This window comes from Pseudomonas sp. D4002, from assembly GCF_013385665.1.
Lineage (GTDB): Bacteria > Pseudomonadota > Gammaproteobacteria > Pseudomonadales > Pseudomonadaceae > Aquipseudomonas.
On record NZ_JACAPN010000024.1, the window covers coordinates 354,067 to 372,490 of the forward strand.

Annotated in this window: 19 protein-coding genes and 1 riboswitch; of the genes, 8 read left to right on the plus strand and 11 right to left on the minus strand. The window is 60.9% G+C overall.

Annotated features, from left to right (window positions below; genetic code table 11):
* Positions 1–16 precede the first annotated feature (16 nt).
* A complete protein-coding gene (locus tag HX824_RS18910; protein ID WP_008434107.1) occupies positions 17–952 on the plus strand; it encodes a transporter substrate-binding domain-containing protein in 936 nt (311 codons plus the stop codon).
* 143 nt (positions 953–1,095) lie between these two features.
* Here the strand turns inward: HX824_RS18910 and HX824_RS18915 are convergent, their stop codons facing one another.
* Positions 1,096–1,815, minus strand: a complete 720-nt coding sequence (locus tag HX824_RS18915; protein WP_087693231.1) for a 16S rRNA (uracil(1498)-N(3))-methyltransferase — start codon at positions 1,813–1,815, stop codon at positions 1,096–1,098.
* 86 nt (positions 1,816–1,901) lie between these two features.
* Complete coding sequence (locus HX824_RS18920) at positions 1,902–3,308, minus strand: adenosylmethionine--8-amino-7-oxononanoate transaminase (RefSeq protein WP_003216840.1); 1,407 nt, start codon at positions 3,306–3,308, stop codon at positions 1,902–1,904.
* A 280-nt stretch (positions 3,309–3,588) separates the two neighbouring features.
* On the opposite strand from HX824_RS18920, the gene HX824_RS18925 reads away from it, so the two are divergent.
* On the plus strand, positions 3,589–4,140 hold the full coding sequence (locus tag HX824_RS18925; RefSeq protein ID WP_003216842.1) for a cytochrome b: 552 nt from the start codon (positions 3,589–3,591) through the stop codon (positions 4,138–4,140).
* 32 nt (positions 4,141–4,172) lie between these two features.
* Complete coding sequence (locus HX824_RS18930) at positions 4,173–4,769, plus strand: YceI family protein (RefSeq protein ID WP_003216844.1); 597 nt, start codon at positions 4,173–4,175, stop codon at positions 4,767–4,769.
* A gap of 69 nt (positions 4,770–4,838) precedes the next feature.
* Here the strand turns inward: HX824_RS18930 and HX824_RS18935 are convergent, their stop codons facing one another.
* From HX824_RS18935 to ahcY, 5 genes are all read right to left on the minus strand, one after another.
* A complete protein-coding gene (locus HX824_RS18935; protein WP_003216846.1) occupies positions 4,839–6,722 on the minus strand; it encodes a DEAD/DEAH box helicase in 1,884 nt (627 codons plus the stop codon).
* 222 nt (positions 6,723–6,944) lie between these two features.
* Positions 6,945–7,748, minus strand: coding sequence for an ABC transporter substrate-binding protein (locus tag HX824_RS18940; protein ID WP_023659310.1), 804 nt, complete (start codon positions 7,746–7,748; stop codon positions 6,945–6,947).
* 70 nt (positions 7,749–7,818) lie between these two features.
* Positions 7,819–8,901: a hypothetical protein gene (locus tag HX824_RS18945; RefSeq protein ID WP_177054928.1), complete on the minus strand. Its 1,083-nt coding sequence runs from the start codon at positions 8,899–8,901 to the stop codon at positions 7,819–7,821.
* A 75-nt stretch (positions 8,902–8,976) separates the two neighbouring features.
* Positions 8,977–9,822: a methylenetetrahydrofolate reductase [NAD(P)H] gene (gene metF, locus HX824_RS18950; RefSeq protein WP_008434100.1), complete on the minus strand. Its 846-nt coding sequence runs from the start codon at positions 9,820–9,822 to the stop codon at positions 8,977–8,979.
* A gap of 174 nt (positions 9,823–9,996) precedes the next feature.
* Positions 9,997–11,406, minus strand: coding sequence for an adenosylhomocysteinase (ahcY, locus tag HX824_RS18955; protein ID WP_003216850.1), 1,410 nt, complete (start codon positions 11,404–11,406; stop codon positions 9,997–9,999).
* Between the two features lie 21 nt (positions 11,407–11,427).
* Positions 11,428–11,533: riboswitch (S-adenosyl-L-homocysteine riboswitch) on the minus strand.
* A 198-nt stretch (positions 11,534–11,731) separates the two neighbouring features.
* On the opposite strand from ahcY, the gene HX824_RS18960 reads away from it, so the two are divergent.
* Together HX824_RS18960 and HX824_RS18965 are read left to right on the plus strand one after the other, a co-directional pair.
* A complete protein-coding gene (locus HX824_RS18960; RefSeq protein ID WP_003216852.1) occupies positions 11,732–12,136 on the plus strand; it encodes an acyl-CoA thioesterase in 405 nt (134 codons plus the stop codon).
* 77 nt (positions 12,137–12,213) lie between these two features.
* Positions 12,214–13,101 (plus strand): formate/nitrite transporter family protein, encoded by an 888-nt coding sequence (locus tag HX824_RS18965; RefSeq protein ID WP_008434095.1) that lies wholly within the window; start codon positions 12,214–12,216, stop codon positions 13,099–13,101.
* Here HX824_RS18965 and HX824_RS18970 read toward each other — a convergent pair.
* A complete protein-coding gene (locus HX824_RS18970) occupies positions 13,095–14,360 on the minus strand; it encodes a sodium:proton antiporter (RefSeq protein WP_008434094.1) in 1,266 nt (421 codons plus the stop codon). The two genes, HX824_RS18965 and HX824_RS18970, sit on opposite strands and share 7 nt — an antisense overlap.
* A gap of 157 nt (positions 14,361–14,517) precedes the next feature.
* Positions 14,518–14,658, minus strand: coding sequence for a hypothetical protein (locus tag HX824_RS18975; RefSeq protein WP_177054929.1), 141 nt, complete (start codon positions 14,656–14,658; stop codon positions 14,518–14,520).
* 155 nt (positions 14,659–14,813) lie between these two features.
* Between HX824_RS18975 and HX824_RS18980 the strand changes: the two genes are divergently transcribed.
* Both HX824_RS18980 and HX824_RS18985 read left to right on the plus strand, forming a co-directional pair.
* Complete coding sequence (locus HX824_RS18980) at positions 14,814–15,647, plus strand: EamA family transporter (protein WP_063026578.1); 834 nt, start codon at positions 14,814–14,816, stop codon at positions 15,645–15,647.
* 31 nt (positions 15,648–15,678) lie between these two features.
* Positions 15,679–16,065: an MAPEG family protein gene (locus tag HX824_RS18985; RefSeq protein WP_087693228.1), complete on the plus strand. Its 387-nt coding sequence runs from the start codon at positions 15,679–15,681 to the stop codon at positions 16,063–16,065.
* A 140-nt stretch (positions 16,066–16,205) separates the two neighbouring features.
* Here the strand turns inward: HX824_RS18985 and HX824_RS18990 are convergent, their stop codons facing one another.
* Positions 16,206–17,375, minus strand: coding sequence for a murein transglycosylase A (locus tag HX824_RS18990; RefSeq protein ID WP_102604137.1), 1,170 nt, complete (start codon positions 17,373–17,375; stop codon positions 16,206–16,208).
* Positions 17,376–17,503: 128 nt separating this feature from the next.
* On the opposite strand from HX824_RS18990, the gene HX824_RS18995 reads away from it, so the two are divergent.
* Positions 17,504–17,953, plus strand: a complete 450-nt coding sequence (locus HX824_RS18995) for a cytochrome c (RefSeq protein WP_008434083.1) — start codon at positions 17,504–17,506, stop codon at positions 17,951–17,953.
* A 7-nt stretch (positions 17,954–17,960) separates the two neighbouring features.
* Here HX824_RS18995 and HX824_RS19000 read toward each other — a convergent pair whose 3' ends face one another.
* Positions 17,961–18,356, minus strand: a complete 396-nt coding sequence (locus HX824_RS19000) for a DUF1090 domain-containing protein (RefSeq protein WP_008434082.1) — start codon at positions 18,354–18,356, stop codon at positions 17,961–17,963.
* Positions 18,357–18,424: the final 68 nt, after the last annotated feature.

Sequence of the window (18,424 nt, forward strand, 5' to 3'; positions counted from 1 at the left end):
AAAACGGAGAATAACAATGCAAAAACTGTGGCGAGGGGGCTCGTCCCCCGTCGGGCTGCGCAGCAGCCCCATACTCTTCCTGGCCCTGATATTGAGTGCACAGACCCAGGCAACCGAAGCCCCCTTGGACGGTACGCTGAGCAAGATCGCCAACGCCAGGAGCATCACCCTCGGCTACCGCGATGCCTCGGTGCCGTTTTCCTATGTGGGGGATCACAGCGGCAAGCCCATGGGCTATTCGGTGGAGCTGGCGAACAAGATCGTCGAGCGTATCCAGCAGAAAACCGGTGTGCCGAAGCTCAACGTGAAGTACAACCTGGTGACTTCCCAGACCCGCATAGCCCTGGTGCAAAACGGCACCGTGGACCTGGAATGCGGTTCCACCGGCGTGACCGCCGAGCGGCAGAAGCAGGTGGCGTTTTCCTACGGGTTTATCTACGTGAAGGGCCAGTTGCTGACCGCCAACGACAGCGGCATCAAAAGCTTCGCCGACCTGCAAGGCAAGAACGTGGTAACCACCGCCGGTACCACCAACGAGCGGTTCCTCAAGAGCTACAACGTCGATCACAAACTGAACATGTCGGTGATCAGCGCCAAGGACCACGGCGAAGCCTTCCAGATGCTGCAATCCGGCCGGGCGGCGGCGTTCTACATGGATGACGCGTTGCTCTACGGCGAGCGCGCCAAGGCGAGGGACCCGCACAAGTGGGTGGTGGTCGGGGAAGAACAGTCGCGGGAAATCTACAGCTGCATGGTGCGCAAGGACGACCCGCAGTTTCTCGCGGTGGTCAACGAGACCCTGGCCGGGCTGTACAGCTCGGGGGAGATCAACGGCATTTACCAGCGCTGGTTTGAGCAGCCGATTCCGCCCAAGGGCCTGAACCTGGAATTCCCGATGACCAGTGAGTTGAAGGCGATTATTGCGACGCCTGTGAGTGACCCGGTGGAGTAAACAGGTCTGAGGTTGGTAACCCGATCAAAATGTGGGAGCGGGCTTGCTCGCGAAAGCGGAGTGCCAGTCAATACATGTGTGACTGATCCACCGCATTCGCGAGCAAGCCCGCTCCCACATTCGATTGGGTTTGCAAAACGGGTTTAGAAGTCGCCCCAGAGTTGTTGAGCCACCGCCAGCGCCACGACTGGCGCAGTTTCGGTACGCAGCACCCGTGGGCCCAACCGTGCGGCATGAAACCCCGCACCTTGTGCCGTTTCGACTTCGCCATCAGTCAATCCACCCTCCGGCCCGATCAGGAAGGCCAGGCTCCCAGGCTTCGCGTGGCTCACCAGGGGCTCGGCCACCGGGTGCAGCACCAGCTTCAAATCCGCTTCGGCCTGTTTCAACCAATCCGCCAGCAACAGCGGTGGGTGAATCACCGGCACTCGCGAGCGACCGCACTGCTCGCACGCGCTGATCGCCACCTGGCGCCAGTGCTGCAGGCGTTTGTCGGCGCGTTCGTCCTTGAGGCGCACTTCGCAGCGGTCGCTGAAGATCGGGGTGATTTCATTCACCCCAAGCTCGGTGGCTTTCTGGATCGCCCAGTCCATCCGCTCGCCACGGGACAGGCCCTGGCCGAGGTGAATCTGCAATGGCGACTCGACCTGCCCGGCGAAGGTTTCGGTGACTTGCACCACCACGCGTTTTTTGCCGACTTCCAGCAAGCTGGCGCGAAACTCCTGGCCGGAACCGTCGAACAACTGCACGGGGTCGCCTTCGCTCATGCGCAATACGCGGCTGATGTAGTGCGCCTGGGCTTCCGGCAACTCGTGGTCGCCAAGGCTCAGGGGGGCGTCGACAAAAAAGCGGGACAGTCTCATTTCTGTTCTCTGGAAATAGTGTGCAGGGCGGACGCGGAGCGTCCATGGCTGCATTCCCACGCGGAGCGTGGGAACGATCAACTCAATCAGCCCGGATCACGAAACCCCGGGTGGAAATCCTTGGGCACCGCCACGCTGACCTTGCTGTTGGTGGCAATGTCGATCCCTTCGCTGGCCACTTCAGCCAGGAAGTCGATCTGCTCCGGGGTGATCACATACGGCGGCAGGAAGTACACCACGCTGCCCAACGGCCGCAGCAACGCGCCTCGCTCCAGCGCATGTTCGAACACCTTCAGGCCACGGCGTTCCTGCCACGGGTAGGCGGTCTTGGTGGCCTTGTCCTGCACCATCTCGATGGCCAGCACCATGCCGGTCTGGCGCACTTCCGAGACGTGCGGATGGTCCACCAGGTGCGCGGTGGCGGTGGCCATGCGCTGGGCCAGGGCCTTGTTGTTTTCGATGACGTTGTCTTCTTCGAAGATATCCAGGGTCGCCAGGGCCGCCGCACAGGCCAGCGGGTTACCGGTGTAGCTGTGGGAGTGCAGGAAGGCGCGCAGGGTCGGGTAGTCGTCGTAGAAGGCGTCGTACACATCGTCGGTGGTGACCACCGCGGCGAGCGGCAGGTAGCCGCCGGTCAGGGCCTTGGACAGGCACAGGAAGTCCGGGCGGATGCCGGCCTGTTCACAGGCGAACATCGTACCGGTGCGGCCAAAGCCCACGGCGATTTCGTCGTGGATCAGGTGCACGCCATAACGGTCGCAGGCTTCGCGCAGCAGCTTGAGGTACACCGGGTGGTACATGCGCATGCCGCCGGCGCCCTGGATCAGCGGCTCGACGATCACGGCGGCCACGGTGTCGTGGTTTTCGGCCAGGGTCTGCTCCATGGCCAGGAACATGTTCCGGGAATGTTCTTCCCAGCTCATGCCGTCGGGGCGCAGGTAGCAGTCGGGGCTCGGCACCTTGATGGTGTCCAGCAGCAGGGCTTTATAGGTCTCGGTGAACAGCGGCACATCGCCAACCGACATCGCGGCGATGGTTTCGCCGTGGTAGCTGTTGGTCAGGGTGACAAAGCGCTTCTTGTTCGGCAGGCCGCGGTTGAGCCAATAGTGAAAGCTCATCTTCAGCGCGACTTCGATGCACGACGAGCCGTTGTCGGCATAGAAGCAGCGGGTCAGGCCTTCGGGGGTCATCTTCACCAGGCGCTCGGACAGCTCGATTACCGGCTGGTGACTGAAACCGGCGAGGATCACGTGTTCCAGCTGGTCGACCTGGTCCTTGATGCGCTGGTTGATGCGCGGGTTGGCGTGGCCAAACACGTTGACCCACCAGGAACTGACGGCGTCGAGGTAGCGTTTGCCTTCGAAGTCTTCCAGCCAGATGCCTTCACCGCGCTTGATCGGGATCAGCGGCAGTTGCTGGTGGTCTTTCATCTGGGTGCAGGGATGCCACAGCACCGCAAGGTCGCGTTGCATCCACTGGTTATTCAAACCCATGTTCATTCTCCTCGAAGCGGCTCGCGACGTGCGCGGGCGAAACAATCGCGCAAGCCTATGCAATGCAGGCCTGTGTCACAACCCATTGCGAGTCTGAAGCGTAAATTGGTGGTAAACGCAGGACAGTCCGTCACGTTTCTTCTGGATAGTCCTTAATCTCTTGTTAACTTACTCTGCATACGCTCTTGATCGTATTTCTCGATATTTCAAAGCGAAATTTTCCGCTTTAATTCGATAGGTAAATCGATAGTCTTGCCACAGCTCTTACGGGATTTGGGACATGCAACTACGTAATTCACCGGCCCGCTATGGCTGGGTCAGCATCGTTTTGCACTGGGGCGTGGCCCTGGTGGTGTTCGGTCTGTTCGCATTGGGCCTGTGGATGGTCGGTCTCGACTACTACAGTGCCTGGCGCAAAGACGCCCCGGACCTGCACAAGAGCATCGGCATTACGCTGTTCGCCATCATGCTCGTGCGGATCGTCTGGCGCCTGGTCAGCCCGCCGCCGCCACCGCTTGCCAGCTATAGCCGCATGACGCGTCTGGGGGCTGCGTTTGGCCACGCGTTCCTGTATCTCGGGCTGTTTGCCGTGATGATTGCCGGTTACCTGATTTCCACCGCAGACGGTGTCGGGATCCCGGTGTTTGGCCTGTTTGAGATTCCTGCACTGGTTTCCGGGCTACCGGACCAGGCAGACACCGCAGGCGTGGTGCATTTGTACCTGGCCTGGGTATTGGTGGTGTTCGCCGGCCTGCATGGTGTGGCTGCGTTGAAACACCATTTCATTGATCGTGATGTGACCCTGGTTCGTATGCTGGGGCGCAAAGCCTGATGTTCAACCTCGACTCACAAGGAATAGAAAGCATGTTGAAAAAGACTCTCGCCGCTCTGGCCATCGGTTCTGCCCTGCTGACTGCCGGTCAGGCGATGGCAGCTGACTACGTTGTCGACAAGGAAGGCCAGCACGCCTTCGTTGACTTCAAGATCAGCCACTTGGGCTACAGCTTCATCACCGGTACCTTCAAGGACCTGGACGGCAAGTTCAGCTTCGATGCTGCCAAGCCTGAAGACAGCAAGATTGAGTTCAACGTCCGCACCGCCAGCGTGTTCACCAACCACGCCGAACGTGACAAGCACATCGCCAGCAAAGACTTCCTGGACGTTGGCAAGTTTGCCGATGCCAAGTTCGTCTCCACCAGCGTCAAGACCACTGGCAAGAATGCTGCTGGCCAAGTCACTGCTGACGTGACCGGCGACCTGACCTTTCACGGCGTGACCAAGCCGATCGTCGTCAAGGCGACCTTCCTGGGTGAAGGCAAGGATCCATGGGGCGGCTACCGTGCCGGCTTTGAAGGTACTACCTCCTTCAATCGCCAGGACTTCGGCAAGCAGATGGACCTGGGCCCAGCGTCCAACAACGTTGAGCTGTACGTGACGTTTGAAGGTGTGAAAGCGAAGTAATTTTCGCCGGCCACACAAAAATGCCCCGGATCTCGCGATCCGGGGCATTTTTTATGGCGCTTTGAAAACTCAGCGGTTGCGGGTCAGCAACGCCGGTTTTTCACCACGTGGACGGCCCGGCAGTTGATCCAACTGCTCAGGTGTCAGCGTGCGATCGCTTTTCGACTCTTTGTGGATGATCTTCGGTGCCGGGCCGCCGCGCGGGTTTTGCACCGCTGGCTCCGACAGGCGAGGTTGATCATCACGGGCCGGGCGACGGTTGCGCGACTCTTCGCGACGGGCCTGGCCGTCACGCGGTGCACCGTTGCGCGGGCCGCTGCGCTTGGCAGGCGGGGTGCCGGTGGTGGCGCCGTTGCTGCTGCGCGGACCGTTCTGGCGACCTTGTGGCTGGCCGCCGGTACGCGGAGTACCGGCGCCTGCGCCCTGGGCCGGAGCGCCCGGACGACGACCACGGCCCTGGGCCGGCTTGGCCTGGGGCACGTAGTCAACGCGGTTACCGAAGTTGTCCACATCGTCGTCCAGGAACTCGTCCGGAGCACGGTCGGCAGCAGCACGTGGCGGCTGGCTCGGCTGGCGCTGTTCGCGGGCCGGGGTGCCTTCACGGGGCTTTTGCTCACGGGCCGGGCGTTCGCCACGGCCATTGGTCGCAGCCTTGTCCTTGCCGCCCTTGTCCTTGCCCTTGTCTTTACGACCGCCACCACCGCCGCCGCCGTTCGGGCCATCGCCCTTCGGACCGCGTGGGTTGTTGCGCGGGTTGCGCACGTCCGGACGTTCGCGCACTTCAGGCTTCTCGGCCTCAACGGCGCTGGAGTCGAAGCCCATCAGGTCGCCGTCGGCGATTTTCTGCTTGGTCATGCGCTCGATGCTTTTCAGCAGCTTTTCTTCGTCCGGTGCGACCAGGGAAATGGCCTCGCCCGAACGACCGGCCCGGCCAGTACGGCCGATACGGTGCACGTAGTCTTCGTCGACGTTTGGCAGCTCGAAGTTGACCACGTGGGGCAGTTGGTCGATGTCCAGGCCGCGAGCGGCGATGTCGGTGGCGACCAGGATGCGCACTTCACCGGCCTTGAAGTCGGCCAGGGCTTTGGTGCGGGCGTTCTGGCTCTTGTTGCCGTGGATCGCGACGGCGGTGAGGCCGTGCTTGTCCAGGTACTCGGCCAGGCGGTTGGCGCCGTGCTTGGTGCGGGTGAACACCAGCACCTGTTCCCACGCGCCGGCGGTGATCAGGTGGGCCAGCAGCGAACGCTTGTGGGCGGCCGGCAGGCGGAATACGCGCTGCTCGATACGCTCGACCGTGGTGTTCGGCGGCGTGACTTCAATGCGCTCGGGGTTGTGCAACAACTTGCCCGCCAACGCGGTGATGTCGTTGGAGAACGTGGCCGAAAACAGCAGGTTCTGGCGTTTGGCCGGCAGGCGCGCGAGGACCTTTTTCACGTCATGGACAAAGCCCATGTCGAGCATGCGGTCGGCTTCGTCCAGCACGAGGATTTCCACGTGGGACAAATCGACGCTGCCTTGGCCGCACAGGTCGAGCAAGCGACCCGGGCATGCAACCAGTACGTCGACACCGCGGGACATGGCCTGAACCTGTGGGTTCATGCCGACGCCGCCGAAGATGCAGGCGCTGACGAACTTCAAGTCGCGGGCATACAGCTTGAAGCTGTCATGCACTTGGGCGGCGAGTTCGCGGGTAGGGGTCAGGACCAGTACGCGCGGTTGGCGCGGGCCATGACGCTGGGATTTGTCCGGGTGACCGTTGGGGAACAACCGCTCCAGGATCGGAAGGGCGAAGCCGCCGGTTTTACCAGTACCTGTCTGAGCCGCAACCATCAGGTCGCGGCCTTGCAACACGGCGGGAATGGCCCGCTGTTGCACCGGAGTAGGCTCGGTATAGCCCGCTGCCTCGATGGCGCGGACTAAAGCCTCGGAGAGACCGAGGGAAGCAAAGGACATGAGTAATCCTGTTTTAGTTAGGGCTTGGCCCAGAGGGATAGTCTTGCCTGGCGTGAATGGCGTTTAGATGAACGCAATCCCGTCCGGTCCTGCTGGGGCTGGCGGGCACTCAGACGGCTCGCGCGGGCTTGAAAGCTGCGCTGTAGCGGGGTCGGGTGCCTTTTGCAAGACCGAAGCGTCCGGGCGTAAGCCTGGCGGAAAGGCCGGAGTATAACAGAGCAATCACTCTGCGCTGCTTTCCTGCTGCTCAACGGTGCGTACGGGCAGGGCTGATGCGCTGGTTTGCGGGCTGCTGCCTGCATATTTGGCACTCAAGGCCGCGTAGGCAGGCTCTTGCTTGAAGCGTTTGAGTTCGGCGGCGAAGCGTTGCACCAGCAAATCCATGCCGGCACCGCGGCGCACGGCCAGGAACTGTGGCTGGCTGCTGACCACCTGGGGTGCCTGGGTGACCTGGTCCTCAAGTCCAAGGGCCTTGAGTACATGCTGGCCAACCCGACGGTCCGTGATCACCAGGTCGATCCGGCCAAGGGCCAGTTTGCCGAAGTTGGCCTCATGGCTGGCGGCCGGCTCCTGCTTGAACAGGGTGGACTCGCTGAATTCGGCGCCATAGAGGTAGCCTGGCGAGGTGCCGATGGTCAGGCCGCGCAGGTCGTCGAAGGTCTGGAACGGGTGTGGGCGCTGATTGGCGTAGAACAGCACGAACTCCACCTCGGACAGCGGCTCGCTGGGGTACAGCAGCACCGCGTCGCGTTCATGGCTATGGAAAATATCCAGTGCGCCGTCGGCCTGGCCCTGGTCGAGCATCGCCAGGCAGCGCTTCCAAGGCAGGAATTGCCAATCCACATCGATGCCCAGGCGCTGGAACACGATCACCGTGGTCTCGTAGTCGAGCCCGCGCATGGTGCCGTTGTCGTCGTAGACGTAAGGCGCCCAGGGCTCGGTGACAATGCGCAGTTTCTCGCCATGGGCACCGAGGCTCAGGCAAGCGAAAAGAACAGCAGTCAATAACCGGAAAGTGACAGGCATACCCTGAGATTACGACTGTATCGGGCTAAAGAGAAGCTCTGGCACAGTGATCTGCGGGCGCCCGCCAGGTTTACTTGCCCGGAGATTTGATCAGGTGTTCGTAGATCGCCTCGCGCCGCTCGCCGAGAATCAGCCGCACCACGGGATTGCCAAACCAGTGCTCCAGCAGATGGGCATCCACCGGTCGGCCCTGGCGCTCTTCCTGGTTTTGTCGGGCCTTGTCCCACCAAACCGGGCCACACGCCTGGTCGAACTCGTTTTCATGTTCGTAACAGCCGTAGAGGATTTCCCGGATGAACTGCTGCTGGTGCTTGGGCAATGCCAGGGTGATCAGCTTGTACATCAAGCGTTGCAGACGAGGCGGGCGGGGCAGGTGGGCGGAAACCTGGCGCGTGTCATCCAGGGCCGTGGCGCCGGTGGGGTTTGCCCCATGCTTGGCGATCCACGCCTTGACCTTGGCCCGGAACAGCTGCTTGCGGCTCCAGTAATGGTGGATCAAGTCCGGGCATTCGCGCACGTTGAGGGTGCGATAGGCGGCAATGGACAGGCAGAATTCTTCCAGGGTGTAGGCGCCCTGGGCATGGGGAAACAGTTCGTCCATCAACTCGATCGAGCGGTCGAGGATGTGCGCGTCCTGCTGCGTCAGGCCCATGACCCCTGAATTGAGGGTCATCATGTCATCGTCGGCCACGCCCATGTCCAGCAGGCGCTGGTACAGGGCGCTGTACAGAATGCTTTCGTGGTTGTCGCCGTACTTGGTGTAGAAGGCGTTGCACAGCAGGGTGCCCGGCTGCACGCGTTCAAACAGCGCCAGGGGCGAATGATGGAAAAACGTATCGGTGTCGATCAGCAGCGCCACTTCGGATTCTTGCAACACTTGCCGCAGCACCACGTGCTTGGTGCGAAAGTGGTAGCCGTGAGGCTCGCTCCAGCGTTTGCGCGTGGCTTCGTCCAGCGGGCGTACCCGTACTGGCAGCAGGCGGTAGGGCTCGGGGTTGTCGGTGAAGACCTGGATGTCGATTCCTGTGTCCGGCTCGTCCCGCAGGAACGACAGGGCGCTGGCGATGCTGAATACCGCTTCCTGATGGTAAGTCTCTGCGCCGAACACCAGGTAGACCAGTTGCGGGCGGGACGTCGGGGCGGATGTATTCATGGACTGCAGAATTCCGTGGGCGTTTAGAACGGCAAAGGCCCTCATTATGAGGGCCTTTGCATTTCGGAACAGACCTTAGCGTGGCAGCTTCAGGTTGTTCCAGACAGCGAGGCTTGGCTCAGCCTGGTTCAGGGTATAGAAGTGCAACCCTGGCGCGCCACCTTGCAACAATTGTTCACACATTTCGCTGATGACCTGTTCGCCGAACGCCTGGATGCTCTTGACGTCGTCGCCGTAGGCTTCCAGTTGTTTACGAATCCAGCGTGGGATTTCCGCGCCGCAGGCGTCAGAGAAGCGCGCCAGTTTGCTGTAGTTGGTGATCGGCATGATGCCCGGCACGATCGGGATGTTCACGCCCATCGCTTGTACACGCTCAACGAAGTAGAAGTAGCTCTCTGCGTTGAAGAAGTACTGGGTGATCGCGCTGTTGGCGCCGGCGTTGGCCTTGCGCACGAAATTCTGCAGATCGTCTTCGAAATTGCGCGCCTGGGGGTGCATCTCCGGATAAGCGGCCACTTCGATGTGGAAGTGATCGCCGGTTTCTTCGCGAATGAAGCTCACCAGGTCATTGGCGTAGCGCAGCTCGCCGCTGGCCATGCCCATGCCGGAGGGCAGGTCACCGCGCAGGGCGACGATGCGCTTGATGCCGGCTTGCTTGTACTGGGTCAGCAGGCTGCGCAGGTCGGCCTTGCTGTCGCCCACGCAGGACAAATGCGGAGCTGCAGGTACTTTGACTTGGCTTTCCAGCTGCAGCACGGTGTTGATCGTGCGATCGCGGGTGGAGCCACCGGCACCGTAGGTGCAGGAGAAGAAATCGGGGTGGTAGCTGGCCAACTGCTTGGCAGTTGCCATCAGTTTTTCATGCCCAGCATCGGTCTTGGTCGGGAAGAACTCGAAGCTGTAGCGACGGTCTTGGGACATGGTCATACCTATGGAAACTCATAAAGCCAGAAGGTGCACACCGTCAATGTGGGAGCGGGCTTGCTCGCGAAGGCGGTATGTCAGTAGTAGATAAGTCGACTGACACACCGCCTTCGCGAGCAAGCCCGCTCCCACAAAAGCCTGCCCCCACATGGGGAGCAGGCAGCAGGCAAATCAGTAGCGGTAAGCGTGCGGCTTGAACGGGCCTTCGACCGTCACGCCGATGTAGTCGGCCTGGGTCTTGGTCAGTTGAGTCACTACGCCGCCGAAGCCGCGGACCATTTCCAGGGCCACTTCTTCGTCGAGTTTCTTCGGCAGTACTTCCACGGTCAGGCGCTCGGCTTTCTGGGCGGGCGACAGGTCGGCGTATTTCTGGCCGAACAGGAAGATCTGCGCCAGTACCTGGTTGGCGAACGAGCCATCCATGATGCGGCTTGGGTGGCCAGTGGCGTTGCCCAGGTTGACCAGACGGCCTTCGGCCAGCAGGATCAGGTAGTCATCGTTCTGCGGGTCGAAATCGCCAGCACCGGTACGGTGAACCTTGTGTACCTGTGGCTTCACTTCTTCCCATGCCCAGTTCTTGCGCATGAAAGCGGTGTCGATTTCGTTGTCGAAGTGACCGATGTTGCACACCACGGCGCGCTTTTTCAGGGCCTTGAGCATGTTCGAGTCGCACACGTTCACGTTGCCGGTGGTGGTCACGATCAGGTCGATCTTGCCCAGCAAGGCCTTGTCGATGCTGGCTTCGGTGCCGTCGTTCTGGCCGTTGATGAACGGCGAAACCACTTCGAAACCGTCCATGCAGGCTTGCATGGCGCAGATCGGGTCGACCTCGGAGACTTTAACGATCATGCCTTCCTGACGCAGGGACTGGGACGAACCCTTGCCCACGTCACCGTAGCCGATCACCAGCGCTTGCTTGCCGGACAACAGGTGGTCGGTGCCGCGCTTGATCGCATCGTTCAGGCTGTGACGGCAGCCGTACTTGTTGTCGTTCTTGCTCTTGGTCACCGAGTCGTTGACGTTGATGGCCGGGATTTTCAGCTCGCCCTTGGCCAGCATGTCCAGCAGGCGGTGAACGCCGGTGGTGGTTTCTTCGGTCACGCCGTGGACGCGGTCGAGGATCTGCGGGTATTTCTTGTGCAGCAGCTCGGTCAGGTCGCCGCCGTCGTCGAGGATCATGTTGGCGTCCCATGGCTTGCCATCCTTGAGGATGGTTTGCTCCAGGCACCACTCGTACTCTTCTTCGGTTTCGCCTTTCCAGGCGAACACGGCGATACCGGCAGCAGCGATAGCGGCAGCGGCCTGGTCTTGAGTCGAGAAAATGTTGCAGGACGACCAGCGTACTTCGGCACCCAGGGCAACCAGGGTTTCGATCAGCACGGCAGTCTGAATGGTCATGTGGATGCAGCCGAGAATCTTCGCGCCCTTGAGCGGCTGCTCAGCGGCGTACTTGCGACGCAGGCCCATCAGGGCTGGCATTTCGGATTCGGCGATAAAGGTTTCGCGACGGCCCCAGGCAGCGAGGGACATGTCGGCGACTTTGTAGTCGGTAAAACCTGCAGGCGTGATTACAGCGCTCATGAAGAGCCTCCATTCGTAGTGTGCGAATGGGCGCCGTTGTGCGTTTAGTATCCAGCTGGCTAACCAGGCCGGACAACGCCCCATCCGAGCCTGACAGGTCGAGCCTGCTGCAGCGCCCCTCGGACAGGTGGCGGGAGAACGGTATCAATCGAAGATGACCGTTTTGAAGCGGAGGCGATTATAGCCGCCTGCGCCTGACTTCTAAAGCCTTTCTGTCGGCGGCATGAAGATCGCTCATGGGGTTGATAGGCAATGGCTCATAGAGCTTGGGCCCGGCCTCTGCCATGATGTTGCCCATCATTTCGCAACACGCTTTGGAGTGAACATGAACTTCCACACCCGCAAATGGGTAAAACCCGAAGACCTCAACCCCAACGGCACCCTGTTCGGTGGCAGCCTGCTGCGCTGGATCGACGAAGAAGCGGCCATCTACGCGATTGTCCAGTTGGGCAACCAGCGGGTGGTGACCAAGTACATCTCCGAAATCAACTTCGTCAGCGCCTCGCGCCAGGGCGACATCATCGAACTGGGCATCACCGCCACCGAGTTCGGTCGCACCTCCATCACCCTGACCTGTGAAGTGCGCAACAAGATCACCCGCAAGAGCATTCTGACGGTGGAAAAAATGGTCTTCGTGAACCTGGGTGAAGACGGGTTGCCAGCGCCACACGGCCGTACCGAGATCAAGTACGTGAAGGATCAGTTCCAGTCGGAAGGCCTCGGCGAGTAATCCTGCGCAGGGCCAGTGAACGCTCTTGATCAACCATAGGTCGTACCTGAACATCGCCCCCCCGTTCAGGTATCACCATGGCCACGCAAGAAGACGGCAAGACCCCCAATCTGTCGCAGGAAGAGCAGCACGACGTCGACAAGAACCAGCCGCCTCGCGCGGCGGTTCTGCATGAAATCATCCGCACTCAAGGCGATCAGGAACTGGAGCGCAACGTCGCCGCGTTGTGGTGGTCGGCGCTGGCCGCCGGCCTGACCATGGGCCTGTCACTGATGGGCATGGGCTTGCTCAACTCGCGCCTGCCGGATGGCGAAGAGTTCAAGGTGATCGCCAGTTTTGGTTACTGCGCCGGCTTTCTTGCCGTGATCCTCGCCCGTCAGCAGTTATTCACCGAAAACACCCTGACCGCGGTGTTGCCGGTGATGAGCAAACCCACGCTGAAGAATTTCGCACGCCTGCTGCGTTTATGGGCCGTGGTGCTGGTGGGCAACCTGTGCGGCACCTTGCTGGTGGCGTACGTGATGCTGCACTTGCCGATCTTTGACACCAAGACCGACCTGGCCTTCCTGGAAATCGGGCGCAAGGTCATGGAAAACGACGCCTACCAGATGTTCGCCAAGGGCATCGTCTCGGGCTGGATGATCGCCACCATGGTCTGGATGATCCCATCCATGGAAAGCGCCAAAATCTGGATCATCATCCTGATCACCTACCTGATGGCACTGGGAGACTTCACTCACATCGTGGTGGGCTCGGCGGAAGTGTCGTACCTGGTATTCGCCGGCGAGCTGCCGTGGAAAGACTTCTGGCTGGTGTTCGCCGGGCCGACGCTGGCGGGCAATATCATCGGCGGCAGCTTTATCTTTGCGCTGATCAGCCATGCGCAGATTCGCAGCGAAAGCAGCCTGCCGGGCAAAGCCGCTGCGGACCCGAGGCATCCGCAGCAGATCAACAAGGGTCAGTGAGTCTCCGGCGCCGCAGCAGGCGCCGGCTCATCCTTGGTCACATGCTTGACCAGCTTGCCGATGCTCAAGCCCTGCAACAGGATCGAAGACAGCACCACGATGTAGGTGATGCTCAGCAGCAAGTCACGCTCCGGGCCCAGTGGCAGGGCCAGGGCCAGTGCCACGGAAACCCCGCCGCGCAAGCCGCCCCATGTGAGGATGCGGATGGTGCCGCGGGGCACCGTGCGCCAGCGGCGCAGCAGCAGGATCGCCGGGGCCACCGTCAGCAGGCGTGACAACAGGATTGCCACCGCCAGCAAACTGGCGGCCAACACGTGCAGCCAGTTGAACGGCAACAGCAGCAGTTCCATGCCGATCAGCGCAAACAGCAGGGCGTTGAGCATGTCATCGAGCAGTTCCCAGAAGCCGTCCAGGTAGCGCCGGGTCATGTCGTTCATCGCCAGCTTGCGGCCGAGGTTGCCGATGATCAGGCCCGCCACCACCATCGCAATGGGTGCCGAGACGTGCAGTTCAGTGGCCATCGCCGAGCCGCCGATCACCAGGGCCAGGGTCAGCATCACTTCGATCTGATACTGCTCGATGCTCTTGATCATCAGATACACGATGTAGCCGATCAGCCCGCCAAACACCACGCCGCCAATCGCCTCATGGGCAAACAGCATGGCCGTGGCGCCGACCGTAGGCGTCTCGCCCAGTTGCGCGATGCCCAGCAACACGGTGAACACCACCACCGCGGTGCCGTCGTTGAACAGCGATTCGCCGACGATGGTGGTTTTCAGCGGTTTCGACGCATTGGCGGTCCGCAGCACACCGAGCACGGCAATCGGGTCGGTGGGGGAAATCAGCGCGCCGAACAGCAGGCAGTACAGGAAACTCACGTGCCAGCCGAACAGGGCAAAGATGTAGAAGGCCAGGCTGCCGATCACCACCGTTGCAATCAGTACGCCGAAGGTGGCGAGCAGGCCGATGGGCCAGCGGTAACTGCGCAGGTCGCTCAGGTTGACGTGCAAGGCGCCGGCGAACAGCAGGAACGAGAGCATCCAGTTCATCAGCAGGTCGCCGAAGTCGATCTGGCCGATCAACTGCTGGATGCGCTCCTCAAGGCCGGGGTAGCCGATGAAGCTCAAGCCTTGCAGCAGCAGGGAAAACATCAGCGCCGTGACCATCACACCGATGGTGGGCGGCAGGCCAATGAAGCGGTAGTTCACATAAGTGAGCAGGGTGGTGAGGCAAATAAACGCAGCGACAAGTTCAAGCATCCGGGGTCCTTGGATGGAGGAGTGAGTAGAGATCATATGTGGGAGCTGTCGAGCCCCAGCGAGGCTGCGATGGCATCACCTGGGTGAGGCTGCAAGACCGCAGCGCCTGTATCGCAGCCTCGCTAAAGCTCGACAGCTCCCACACAGAACACATTTATCAGTTGGCTACGTTGACCGCAGCAGGGCGACGACGTTGCAGGTCGATGAACAAAAGTGCCGCCGTCACCATCCCGCCGATCCAGGCACCGAGCGGCAGGCGAGGATCTCCTTCGGTAATCGTGACGCTCTGATCAGGCATACGCAGGCCGACGCCCGGATCGGCGAAGATCGGGCAGCGGCAAAAATTTATTGGTCCAAGTCTTTGCGCAACTGAGTGCGGCGTGGTCAGCTTTAGTATAAACAGATGCTGAAATATGACGAATCAATTCCGCTTTTTATGACTGGGGAGTCACCGTGATTGCAACAGCTCTGGTACTGGTAGCGGCGTTGTTGCATGCGACGTGGAACACCTTGATCAAATTCAGCGGCGAGCGCCTGTTGGTCATCGCGTGCATGGACACGGTGGCGTTGCTGTTTGTGGTGCTGGCGGTGGGGTTTGTATCGTTTCCGCCACTGGAAATCTGGCCGTGGATCATCGCCTCGGCGTTGTTTGAATTGCTCTACCGCTACCTGCTGATCCAGGCCTATCGCGTGGGTGACCTGGGCCTGGTGTACCCATTGATGCGCGGCTTGTCGCCTTTGGTGGTGCTGGCGCTGACGCTGGTGTTTGCCGGTGAGGTGCTCAGTACCCAGCAGATTCTCGGCATTCTGCTGATTCCGTTCGGCATGCTGTGCCTGTTATGGCAGGGCGGCGGTGGCGACCGGTTGCCCTGGTCGATGCTGCCGGTGGTGGCGTTGATCGGCCTGTGTATCGGTTGCTACACCTTCCTCGATGGCCAGGCATTGCGCCGTTGGTCACACCCGCTGGACTACCTGGTGTGGCTGACGCTAATAAGCGCATGGCCGTTTCCGTTGCTGGCGATGGTGCGCAAACGGGCGGCGTTCGGGCTGTTCTGGCGCACGCAGTGGCGGCTGGGGCTGAGTGTCGGGTTGTGCGTGTTGTTGAGCTACGCTCTGGTGCTTTGGGCCATGCAGTTGGGCTCGATTGCCGAAGCCGCCGCGCTGCGCGAAGTCAGTGTGATCCTGGTGGTGCTGTTCGGCATGCGTTACCTGAAAGAACCTTTCGGCCGCCCACGGCTCATAGCCTGTGGGTTGGTGCTGATCGGCATGTTCGTGATGAAACTCTAACCGTCGGATAAAACTAAAAAAGGAATGGGTTATGACAGTCGCTTTCTGGTGTGTGTTGATCGCAATTTTTCTGCCGTACCTGTGCACGGGCGTGGCCAAGTTCAGCGGCGGCAAGTTCGGGCCGCGGCAGAACCATGATCCGCGGGCGTTCCTCGACACCCTCGAGGGGTTTGCCAAGCGCGCCCACAGTGCGCAACTCAACAGCTTTGAAGTGACCCCGGCGTTTGCGGCGGCGGTGATCATTGCCCATTTGGCCGGCGCAGCATCGCTGGTGACGATCAACGTATTGGCGGTGCTGTTTATTACCAGCCGGTTGCTCTACATCATCTGCTACCTGGCGGACTGGGCGATGCTGCGGTCGGTGGTGTGGGCGGTGGGGATGGCGTTGATTGCGAGCTTCTTCTTCGTCTCGATCTGAAGCCTGACACTGTTCAAATGTGGGAGCGGGCTTGCTCGCGAATGCGGTGTGTCAGTCACCGGATGTATCGACTGATCCACCGCATTCGCGAGCAAGCCCGCTCCCACACAAGCCCGCTCTCACATAGACCTTGGTGTTCTTCAGGTGCCTGTCGGCGCGTCCGGCACTTTTGGCAACGCTGCGCCTTTGGGCCACAGCATCCAGATCTGGCCCTGCTGCTTCATGTTGCCCGCCAACTCACCAGCGGCATCACCGGTTCCCCAGAACAGGTCGGCCCGCACTTCGCCGGTGATTGCACCGCCGGTGTCCTGCGCGGCCACCGGGCGGGCAATCGGCGCACCATCCGGTCGGGTAGTCGACAGCCACAACAGGCTGCCCAGCGGAATCACCTTGCGATCTACCGCAACGCTATACCCCGCAGTCAGCGGCACGTTCAGCGAGCCACGCGGGCCTTCGTTGCTGTCGGGGCGGGCACTGAAGAACACGTAACTGGGGTTGCTTGCCAGCAATTCAGGAATACGCTGCGGATGCGCCTTGGCCCAGGCCGCGATGGCGCCCATGGTCACGTCTTCTTTTTTCAGCTCGCCCTGCTCCACCAGCCAGCGGCCGATGGGGCGGTACGGGTAACCGTTCTGGTCACCGTAACCCACCCGCAATTGGCGGCCGTCGGCCAGTTGGATACGACCCGAACCCTGGATCTGCAGGAATTGCAGGTCCATCGGGTTGGTCAGCCAGGCGATGGGCTTGGCGGTGGAGCCTTGGTGGTTGATGGTGCTGGCGTCGTCATAGGGTTTGAGTACCCGGCCTTCCAGGCGACCGCGCAGGCGCTTGCCCTTGAGCTCCGGGTAGATGCTTTCCAGGTTGACGATGATCAGGTCATCCGGCACGCCGAACACCGGTACATGGGCGGTGGCGGTTTCGGTGAGGCTGCCGGGGTAAACCGGTTCGTAGTAGCCTGTGATCAGGCCGTTGGGGCTGTTGTCTGCCGAGCGCAGGCCGTAGACGTCGAGGTTGGCCTTGAGGAAGTCACGAATCGCCACTGCGGTCGACGGCACGGTGGCCGATGCCGCGCACGTCGCGCCCCATACCGGGTCAGTCTTGAGGCGTTGACAGGCACTGCGCCAGGATTCGAAGCCGGCTTGCAGGTCGCTGTCCGACACGGCCGGCAGGTTTTCCCAGGTGGCGCCGACGTAGGTAGCAATGGCGTGGGGCTTGGCTTTTTCGTCCTTGCCGGTGTCGCAACCGGCCAGCAGCGCGATCATTGGCAGGGCCCACACGAGGCGGCGCCAAGGCTTAAAACGGGTATTCATACACAAAATTCCTGAAGCGATTGCTCGTATCGGCTGGCGTTCGAGCAACCCTTATTATTAATAGGGGTATTGGTCTTTGCGGGCGGGGCGAGGATACTGGCCGCCGTTTCCCGTGACCTTGAGCCATCATGACTTTTAAAAGACTGACCGTTGTATTGCTGGCCTGCCTGACACTGTCCGCCTGCGGCGGGGTTGATCCGAATTCGCCCCTTGGCCAGCGCAAGGCCATTTTCAAGCAGATGCTCAAGACCGGCGAAGACCTGGGCGGCATGTTGCGTGGGCGCATTCCATTCGACGGCGGCAAATTTGCCGAAGGCGCGGTCAAGCTTGATGCGTTGTCCCACGAACCGTGGAAACATTTCCCGAGCGTGCGTGAAGAAGACCACACCAGCGCCAAGGACGACGTGTGGCAGCAGCAGGCACGTTTCCAGGAAATGGCTCGAAACCTTGAAACGGCCACCGGTGAATTGGTGATCGCCAGCCAGGTCCAGCCCTACAAGGCCAGCAACCTCGGGCCGGCGGTGCAGAAAGTCGAAGATGCCTGCACCGCGTGCCATAAACAGTTCCGCGATCACTGAGGCCGTCTTACTTGTCCAGTTCGTCCAGGGCTTCCTGCAAGTCCTTGCGTGACTGGGCCAGCTTGTCCTTGCGCTTGTTGATCTTGTCGGAATCACCCTTCTTCATGGCCTTGTCGAGGTCAGCCTGACGGCGGCTGACTTCGTGCTTGGCGTCGAGCACCTTGTTTTCCCGCTCCTTTTTCAAGGAGGCATCGGTGCAGTTGGCGGTGACTTCACTCAAGGCTTTTTCCAGGCCGGCTTGTTGCTCACTGTTGCCGTGGGCCTTGGCTTGTTCGATCTGGGTGCTGATGGACTCGCGCTTGGCGGCGCAGCCTGTGAGTGGCGCAGCTTCCTCGGCTGCCAGCAATGGCGCGGACATAAGGGTCGCGACGGTCAACAGGGCAAAAGGTGCAAGAAATTTCATAAAGGCTCCAAGGCAAACAAGGTCGCAATCAGGTGGGCAGGATGAATTCTGCCGGCACCGGTTAATGC

Bases quoted from the DNA above. Each gene is read 5' to 3' on its own strand.
- HX824_RS18960 (WP_003216852.1), top strand. From the start codon at position 11,732: ATGAACTTCCACACCCGCAAATGGGTAAAACCCGAAGACCTCAACCCC.
- metF (WP_008434100.1), bottom strand. From the start codon at position 9,822: ATGTCCCAAGACCGTCGCTACAGCTTCGAGTTCTTCCCGACCAAGACC.
- HX824_RS18915 (WP_087693231.1), bottom strand. From the start codon at position 1,815: ATGAGACTGTCCCGCTTTTTTGTCGACGCCCCCCTGAGCCTTGGCGAC.
- HX824_RS19000 (WP_008434082.1), bottom strand. From the start codon at position 18,356: ATGAAATTTCTTGCACCTTTTGCCCTGTTGACCGTCGCGACCCTTATG.
- HX824_RS18975 (WP_177054929.1), bottom strand. From the start codon at position 14,658: ATGCCTGATCAGAGCGTCACGATTACCGAAGGAGATCCTCGCCTGCCG.
- HX824_RS18995 (WP_008434083.1), top strand. From the start codon at position 17,504: ATGACTTTTAAAAGACTGACCGTTGTATTGCTGGCCTGCCTGACACTG.
- HX824_RS18990 (WP_102604137.1), bottom strand. From the start codon at position 17,375: ATGAATACCCGTTTTAAGCCTTGGCGCCGCCTCGTGTGGGCCCTGCCA.
- ahcY (WP_003216850.1), bottom strand. From the start codon at position 11,406: ATGAGCGCTGTAATCACGCCTGCAGGTTTTACCGACTACAAAGTCGCC.
- HX824_RS18945 (WP_177054928.1), bottom strand. From the start codon at position 8,901: ATGAATACATCCGCCCCGACGTCCCGCCCGCAACTGGTCTACCTGGTG.
- HX824_RS18920 (WP_003216840.1), bottom strand. From the start codon at position 3,308: ATGGGTTTGAATAACCAGTGGATGCAACGCGACCTTGCGGTGCTGTGG.
- HX824_RS18970 (WP_008434094.1), bottom strand. From the start codon at position 14,360: ATGCTTGAACTTGTCGCTGCGTTTATTTGCCTCACCACCCTGCTCACT.
- HX824_RS18965 (WP_008434095.1), top strand. From the start codon at position 12,214: ATGGCCACGCAAGAAGACGGCAAGACCCCCAATCTGTCGCAGGAAGAG.
- HX824_RS18935 (WP_003216846.1), bottom strand. From the start codon at position 6,722: ATGTCCTTTGCTTCCCTCGGTCTCTCCGAGGCTTTAGTCCGCGCCATC.
- HX824_RS18910 (WP_008434107.1), top strand. From the start codon at position 17: ATGCAAAAACTGTGGCGAGGGGGCTCGTCCCCCGTCGGGCTGCGCAGC.
- HX824_RS18940 (WP_023659310.1), bottom strand. From the start codon at position 7,748: ATGCCTGTCACTTTCCGGTTATTGACTGCTGTTCTTTTCGCTTGCCTG.
- HX824_RS18930 (WP_003216844.1), top strand. From the start codon at position 4,173: ATGTTGAAAAAGACTCTCGCCGCTCTGGCCATCGGTTCTGCCCTGCTG.
- HX824_RS18985 (WP_087693228.1), top strand. From the start codon at position 15,679: ATGACAGTCGCTTTCTGGTGTGTGTTGATCGCAATTTTTCTGCCGTAC.
- HX824_RS18925 (WP_003216842.1), top strand. From the start codon at position 3,589: ATGCAACTACGTAATTCACCGGCCCGCTATGGCTGGGTCAGCATCGTT.